Annotated in this window: 1 protein-coding gene; it reads right to left on the bottom strand. The window is 55.0% G+C overall.

Going from position 1 to position 658, the window contains the following annotated elements:
* Positions 1-157: 157 nt before the first annotated feature.
* The gene (locus tag AB0Y14_RS12390) at positions 158-574 is read right to left on the bottom strand and encodes an ArdC family protein (protein WP_436589563.1); all 417 of its coding nucleotides are present in this window, start codon (positions 572-574) and stop codon (positions 158-160) included.
* Between the last annotated feature and the right edge of the window lie 84 nt (positions 575-658).

Below are 658 nucleotides of genomic sequence, written 5' to 3'. Positions count from 1 at the left end.
GTCCTTTCGGTTGCTGAGGGGTTCTGCCTTCCCCTGCGTTGTACTTTTAGTTTAGTCGAACTAAACCAAAAGAGCAAGCCGTTTTCGCAAATTTCTCACTCGATCACAACGAAGGAGGTCGAGGCTTCCACCTCGACCCCCTTGCTTCGGTCGCTCGTTAGTCGGTGGTCTCTTCCTCGACCGGATCAGTCTGAGCGATGTCGAAGACAGTTACCATGATGAAACCGGCCTCCTCTTCATCTTCGCCCTTGTCGTCTTTGATGACGTTACCCTCGGCGTCCTTGACCTTCCTTTTGGTCGGGGCGAAGATGCGCAAGCCCTTCTCGCCCTTGCGGACCTGGCGGCCCTCTTCCTTCCACTTTCTGAACCCTGCGCAAATCGTGGCGTTTTCGTTCTGCATCCAAATCATCGTCTGGTTCTTGACCGAGTAGGTGGGGAAGCGCTGAGCGAAGACTTCGAACTCTTCGGCGGTCTGGGGGTCGCTCTCGATCCGCTCGGTCGTCTCGGCCAGCTTCTCGCGCAGCTCCTTGCGCTGCTGCTTGGCTGTTTCCTTGCGATCCTGCTTGACGGTCATTTGCTTGGTCCTTTCGGTTGCTGAGGGGTTCTGCCTTCCCCTGCGTTGTACTTTTAGTTTAGTCGAACTAAACCAAAAGAGCAA

Source organism: Rothia sp. HC945 (assembly GCF_051370785.1).
GTDB lineage: Bacteria > Actinomycetota > Actinomycetes > Actinomycetales > Micrococcaceae > Rothia.
This window is presented reverse-complemented; position numbering and strand designations above follow the sequence as displayed.